Raw genomic sequence first — 6,066 nt, 5'->3', positions numbered from 1 at the left:
GTTGTTATCTGATCACCGATCGCCTTCATGACCGGTGTGATGGTCCAGCAGGCAGAGATTTCCTTAATGAAAAGATTCAGGAACAAACCTGGGACTTTATTTTAAAATTTTTATAAATTGTCCCGAGATGATCGTCCATAGCCTGATATCATTTTTGATACGGTTTTTCATCCCAGTTCCTCCTGATAAGGGTATGTCCCCGCTTTGTAAGTTCCACTCTGCTTTCACTCGAATTATTCTTTTCTTTATATGCGCAGAGACAACAGATGCATTTCATTCCCCCTTTTCTACCTCCACATCCCCGTGATTCTCCTCTGGAACGTTTCAGATGCCCGGTGCTGCACCACATGGATATCCAGGATTTTATTGATTTTTCTGGTATATTGACCTCTGTGACAAGTTCAGAGAGGAGGCATCCTCCCCGCTGGCTTATGAGATGCAGTATTTCAAGACCTTCACTCACAGCAGTCACCGCCACATGAACATCGGTACAGGAGTTTTGATACTCCGGCGAGAAGGGGAATCGCGAGGATTGCTGCCCATATGAAAGATGAACTGACGATAGTCAGGAGCTGTGCCTCTTCACCTTCAATGATGAGGGTAAGGTAATTCCCGGTTTCAACCAGGATTGTACATCCGGCGAATACCACCAGGAGCAGGGCCCCGATGTAGGAGAAGCTGATCCAGACTGCATGGTCTTTTCTGCCTTTTATGAATGCAGTAGCGAAGAGTGCAGCGATTAGCAGAAGGATGCATCCACCGGGGATATCGGGGATAAAAAGGCCGGTTCCTATTCCGGCTCCTTCTAGTATTGATATGATGCCAGCGATACAGGTGGTCAGAGCAACAATTCCTGTCCACCCATAGAGATACTGATGTGGGTATGTTGTATTATCCATGTTTATGCTCCGATGAAGAGTGAACCTACGTGTAATATGATGAACGCGAAGACATATGCGACGAATATTCCCCATCCGATTGCGATACCTGTCCATTTCCAGCTCCTCATCTCCTGTCTGATTACCCCGAGTGCAGCCACACAGGGAAGGTAGAGGAGGACAAAGACCATGTATGCCAGAGCAATTACCGGACTTAAGCCCGGGTCTGCAGCAAGAGATGATTCAAGCATCTCTTCTCCTCCATAGAGGGTTCCCAGAGATCCGACGACGACTTCTTTCGCGATGAATCCGAAGATGAGTCCGACGACCAGCTGCCAGTTAAACCCTAGCGGGGCAAATACTGGCTGTAATGCCTGTCCGATGATTCCTGCAAGGCTCTCTGCAGATCCATACTCTACTCCTGCCGGGAGGGTTGCTAATGCCCAGACGACGATAACCCCGCCAAAGATGACAAGTCCTGCACGTTTCAGATATTCTCTGCCTTTAAACCACATGTGGACCGCTGCAGCAAATCCGCTTGGTCTCCGGTATGGTGGGAGTTCCATGATGAAAGGCGATGGTTCATCCTTGAATACCAGACGCCGGAATATCAGGGCCGACAGGATTGCAACCGCGATTCCGAGAACATACAGGAAGAATATTACATTCCCTGCAGCGGCTCCGAAGAATACGCCTGCAAAGAGGACGTATACGGGAAGCCGTGCTGCACAGGACATGAACGGGATGGTGATGATGGTAATAATCCGGTCTGCTTTGCTTTGGAGTGTTCTGGTTGCCATGATGGCCGGCACATTACATCCAAAACCGATAAGGAACGGGATGAATGAACGCCCATGAAGCCCAACTGAATGCATGAGCCTATCCATTACAAAAGCGGCCCTCGCAAGGTATCCGGTATCTTCAAGGATGGAGAGTAGCAAAAACATGACAAATATGCTTGGAACAAAGACAAGCACTGAACCAACACCACCAATTACTCCATCAGACAGGAAGGACCGGATGAATGGATCCATGTCGACGTTATTCATCAGTTCAGTGAAATACCCGAAAACGTACTCTATTCCTACAAGGAATGGATTGGATGCACTAAAGGTGAGCTGGAATGCAAACCACATGCATGAAAGGAAGATTGGGATTCCAAAGATTCGATGTGTCAATACCTGATCAATAAGATCGGCAGGCATAACACGTCCCATGGTGCATTTAACCGAACAAGTAGTGATTTCTTCTGCTGTCCGGTATCGTGCCAGTAGAATATCTTCTGCAATTCCATCCCGCTCTGCCGTATCCGCCTTGTCAATAAATGGAATCGCAAGGCCCTTATCATGGAGCATTTTTTCAAGGTGTTCATCCCCTTCCATAAGCCGGATTGCTGCATACTGTGGTGATAAACTTCCTAGGGATGATGAGTGAGAGATGAGAAATGATCCAATTTCGTTGATATGAGATGTGACAGAATGTGGATATTCGATCTCTTTTGATTGGACGGAAGATTTCTCTTTTGTGACTCTGATGATTGTATCGATTAATGTGTCTATTCCCTCTCCTTTTCGTGCTACAATCCGAACGACTGGAATTTTCAGATTCTTTTCAAGACACTCTGCATCAATGGTAATTCCCTGTTCATCTGCCAGATCGCACATATTCAGAGCGATTACCATTGGAATGCCAATTTCCATCAGTTGAGTCGTTAAAAACAGGTTTCTCTCAACATTTGTGGCATCAATAATTTGAACAACAGCATCAGGATGTGAGGTCAGAAGTGCATCACGGGCAACCTGCTCGTCTGGAGTAAAGGCAGAAAGACTGTATGTTCCGGGGAGATCGGAGACAATTAATGAATATTCATTTATTTGTCGTTTTCCTTCTTTAATCTCAACAGTCACTCCTGGATAATTCCCAGTGTGTTGATGAACTCCACATATGCTGTTAAACAGGGTGGTTTTTCCCACATTGGGGTTTCCTGTAAGTAATATACGAATATCTTTCATAAATTCCTCATTTGAGTGGTTCGACGAGAACCATACTGGCTGCTCCGGCTCCAAGAGCATATCTACTCTCTCCAATCCGGACAATCACAGATTCTTTTGCTTTTTGAATAATGGTAAGTTCAATTCCGATTATGATCCCAAGCTGACCAATTGTTTTTGCCAGGTGACCTGTTCCACATATAGACCGGACCACAACCTGGTCTTCGGCTTTTGAAAGGCTTAAGGGAACCATAATACATCACTTCCTCAGTTTTGGTTCAACAGTGATCAAAGCTGCTTCTGCTCTCCGAAGAGACAATTTGTACCCACGGATACTGCATTCAGCAGGATCTCCAAGAGGAGCCCACTTAATGAGGGTTAACTCTGAACCGGGAAGTACTCCCATTTCCATTAATCTACGGCGAATAACTGAATCACCAAGAATTGACGTAATCGTTCCCGATGATCCGGGTGGTAATTTCTCGAGTGTAATGGTGGCCATGAATCTCCTAATAATTTTAGACTTATCTAAATTATTATGTTTTAGTATATTAAATTGGTGTATACTAAATTGAATTTCAACATCTCAAAATAATTAAATTAAACAAGAATTTAATGAAACGAACAATTAATTTTGTTCATTTTCAAATTACTTTAGAAAAAAACAGATATCTTACATTGGTTTGTCTGATCTACCATTTATATCTTTAAATTTTGTTTAAACACTCAATTTTCAATCTATTGTCCTTTGGTTTATTTTCTATCAGGAAAAACGCGGGAGGAAATCCTGGAACTTACCTGATATTGTGTTTACATCTACAGCCTCTCTGGTTAACACCAGAAACCTCATAGTCTTCCCAATCGAACGTGATAGTATGGATCTATTTCGATTATGCAGTTATTTTTGTATTCTGTTTGTTGCAATTCTCCTCCCCGTCTCTGCAGCCGAGCCAGGAGCTTCTTCCAATCAGACAATCAACGACCAGTTTGTAGTGAAATTACCGCCTGAATGGTCAAATTTTCCTGTAAATTCTTATGCAGGTATGGCAACCGGTATTATGGATAATAATGACATTACGAATGTCATCACCATCAAGGTATTTCAGAATATGAACTGTTCTGATGTAGCTGAAGAAAATCTGAAGGTGAACCTCGAAGATTTTAATGCAAAAACCGGTATTGCAGCAATGAGTGAACCGGTATTTGGCAATGATACGGTAACGCAGTATGGCAAATATCCTGATGGAAAGACGTCACATCTCTTCTTACGACTTATTGACGGAAATGTGGTTGCAGTCTTTGGTTCGTACGAGACTATGGAGGATGCAAAAGCAAAGGCAGACGAGTTTACTGCGATTGCCGCATCGGTAATTCCCCTTCATCCTTCAGTATATGAGCAGTGTTTGGTTGAAAACCAGAAACCTACCCCGGCTCCGACTACAACCTATAAACCCCGTCCGGTTCCGACCGTGAGTAATACGATAGCCCCAACTGAGGCTCCGGTCTCATAAAGAGATACCGTTCTCTTTTTTTCCAGGGTTGGATGGTGTAAATTCACCATTTAGAATTTGGTATTAAGGGGCTTTTTGATATGATACCTTTTGAATGAGGGTTTATAAAATTCATGAGTAAGGCCTTTATGTAAGGCCATAAATCCCCGTGTTCAATAAAAATTCAACCCTGTACGTATGAACTCATAACTGGATATTCATTTTGCCAGACAACACAATCCATTTATCAGCACGATACTAATCTGTCGAAAACTGTATATTGGCAATATAGGGGTTAAAAAAAGTCATCATTTGCTACTACTCTTTTTACATAAAAGATAACCGGACCATTGTTCCCGGTATTTTCTCTTCTCATGTAATTCGACTCATAACGCCGGCGAATATGAAGTATGATGCTCATATCTGAATGAAATCTGCCTGATCCCGCACACCGGTCAGACTTTTTTTGTCGCCCTCCCCAGTCCGAATCTATATTTGTCTGATGATCCCTCTCTTATATGGTGGCAATATGTCAGTACGGATTTTCATTGTCTATTACTCACTGTATGGTCATGTCCATACTATGGCTCAGGCAATCTCTCTCGGTGTCCGTGATGCCGGATTTGAGCCCGAATTATTCCGAGTTCCTGAAACATTACCTGATGAAGTTATTGAAAAAATGGGGGCGAAATCGTTCCAGGATGAATTTCAGAAATTACCTGTAATTACTCCTAATGAGCTTGCAAAAGCTGATGCAGTCATATTTGGCACCCCTACCCGGTTTGGAAATATGGCCGGGCAGATGAGGCAGTTTCTTGATGCCACGGGTGGAATCTGGAGCAGAGGAGCTTTGGCAGGAAAAGTTGGAAGTGTCTTTACCAGTAGCGGAACGCAGCATGGGGGCCAGGAGTCGACAATACTCACGATGCATGTTACACTCCTTCACCACGGAATGATCATTGCCGGACTTCCGTATACCTTCTCCGGGCAGACTACTATGGATGAAATTTCCGGATGTTCTCCGTATGGTGCTTCAACAATTGCCGGGGGTTCAGGTGAACGGTTTCCATCAGCAAATGAACTTGCAGGGGCCAGATATCAGGGGAGATATGTTGCACGAATTGCTCAACATCTGGCAGGGAAACAGAATGAAATACTTTCATAAGAATAAGCAGTATTTTCAGATAGAGATGGCAATTTCGATTATGCCGAAATTTGCACGATAACTTTCTGATGGTTATAAAGAAAATGAAATATAATGGTATATGAGGTATTGCATCCCTGAGGTGTTTACGAATACTCACCTTCCTTTATTACAGTCATGACCGAAGAGAAAGTTACAAGAAGAAATGAAGATCTCCTTGAAGTGATTTATGAAATATCGAAAGGAAAAGGATATGCAAAATCACGGGATATCGCCCAAGCATTACATATTACTCCAGCCACCGTGACTGACGGATTTAAGAGATTGCAGGATGCTGGCCTCGTTAATTATGAACCATACGGGGGAGTGACCCTGACTGATGAGGGGCGGTGTATTGCAGAGCGAACAAGACAGTCTCACACTGTCCTCCGTACTCTTCTCGAGCTACTCGGGGTAGATAAAGCCGTTGCTGATCATGATGCCTGTATTATGGAACATGGAGTATCTGCGGAAACATATGATAAGCTTTTGAGTGCAGTCGAATTTATCGAGGAATGCTGCAA

At 43.6% G+C, this 6,066-nt stretch carries 8 protein-coding genes; 3 read left to right on the top strand and 5 right to left on the bottom strand.

Annotated elements, in window-relative coordinates; translation table 11 throughout:
* Positions 1–148: 148 nt before the first annotated feature.
* The 5 genes from PLA23_RS09530 to PLA23_RS09510 are packed head-to-tail and all read right to left on the bottom strand — an operon-like array spanning position 149 to position 3,371.
* Positions 149–472, bottom strand: a complete 324-nt coding sequence (locus PLA23_RS09530; RefSeq protein WP_324331376.1) for a hypothetical protein — start codon at positions 470–472, stop codon at positions 149–151.
* Entirely contained in the window at positions 456–899 is a 444-nt protein-coding gene (locus PLA23_RS09525) for a hypothetical protein (protein WP_324474999.1), read from the bottom strand. The genes PLA23_RS09530 and PLA23_RS09525 overlap by 17 nt, the downstream gene beginning before the upstream one ends.
* A 2-nt stretch (positions 900–901) precedes the next feature.
* Positions 902–2,890: a ferrous iron transport protein B gene (gene feoB, locus PLA23_RS09520; protein ID WP_324331380.1), complete on the bottom strand. Its 1,989-nt coding sequence runs from the start codon at positions 2,888–2,890 to the stop codon at positions 902–904.
* A gap of 7 nt (positions 2,891–2,897) precedes the next feature.
* Positions 2,898–3,122, bottom strand: coding sequence for a FeoA domain-containing protein (locus tag PLA23_RS09515; RefSeq protein ID WP_324331382.1), 225 nt, complete (start codon positions 3,120–3,122; stop codon positions 2,898–2,900).
* Between the two features lie 6 nt (positions 3,123–3,128).
* The gene (locus PLA23_RS09510) at positions 3,129–3,371 is read right to left on the bottom strand and encodes a FeoA family protein (RefSeq protein ID WP_214421132.1); all 243 of its coding nucleotides are present in this window, start codon (positions 3,369–3,371) and stop codon (positions 3,129–3,131) included.
* Between the two features lie 373 nt (positions 3,372–3,744).
* On the opposite strand from PLA23_RS09510, the gene PLA23_RS09505 reads away from it, so the two are divergent.
* From PLA23_RS09505 to PLA23_RS09495, 3 genes are all read left to right on the top strand, one after another.
* The gene (locus PLA23_RS09505) at positions 3,745–4,380 is read left to right on the top strand and encodes a hypothetical protein (RefSeq protein ID WP_324331387.1); all 636 of its coding nucleotides are present in this window, start codon (positions 3,745–3,747) and stop codon (positions 4,378–4,380) included.
* Positions 4,381–4,888: 508 nt separating this feature from the next.
* Complete coding sequence (gene wrbA, locus PLA23_RS09500) at positions 4,889–5,524, top strand: NAD(P)H:quinone oxidoreductase (RefSeq protein WP_324474997.1); 636 nt, start codon at positions 4,889–4,891, stop codon at positions 5,522–5,524.
* A gap of 156 nt (positions 5,525–5,680) precedes the next feature.
* On the top strand, positions 5,681–6,066 hold a 386-nt coding region (locus tag PLA23_RS09495; protein ID WP_324474996.1), incomplete at its 3' end, for a metal-dependent transcriptional regulator.

It is taken from the genome of Methanospirillum sp., assembly GCF_035406105.1.
GTDB lineage: Archaea > Halobacteriota > Methanomicrobia > Methanomicrobiales > Methanospirillaceae > Methanospirillum.
Note: the sequence above shows the minus strand (reverse complement) of the source record. Positions and strands in the feature narration are given on the sequence as shown.

Coding starts and splice junctions, on each gene's coding strand:
- PLA23_RS09525 (WP_324474999.1), bottom strand. CDS start 899: ATGGATAATACAACATACCCACATCAGTATCTCTATGGGTGGACAGGA.
- feoB (WP_324331380.1), bottom strand. CDS start 2,890: ATGAAAGATATTCGTATATTACTTACAGGAAACCCCAATGTGGGAAAA.
- PLA23_RS09515 (WP_324331382.1), bottom strand. CDS start 3,122: ATGGTTCCCTTAAGCCTTTCAAAAGCCGAAGACCAGGTTGTGGTCCGG.
- PLA23_RS09510 (WP_214421132.1), bottom strand. CDS start 3,371: ATGGCCACCATTACACTCGAGAAATTACCACCCGGATCATCGGGAACG.
- PLA23_RS09505 (WP_324331387.1), top strand. CDS start 3,745: ATGGATCTATTTCGATTATGCAGTTATTTTTGTATTCTGTTTGTTGCA.
- wrbA (WP_324474997.1), top strand. CDS start 4,889: ATGTCAGTACGGATTTTCATTGTCTATTACTCACTGTATGGTCATGTC.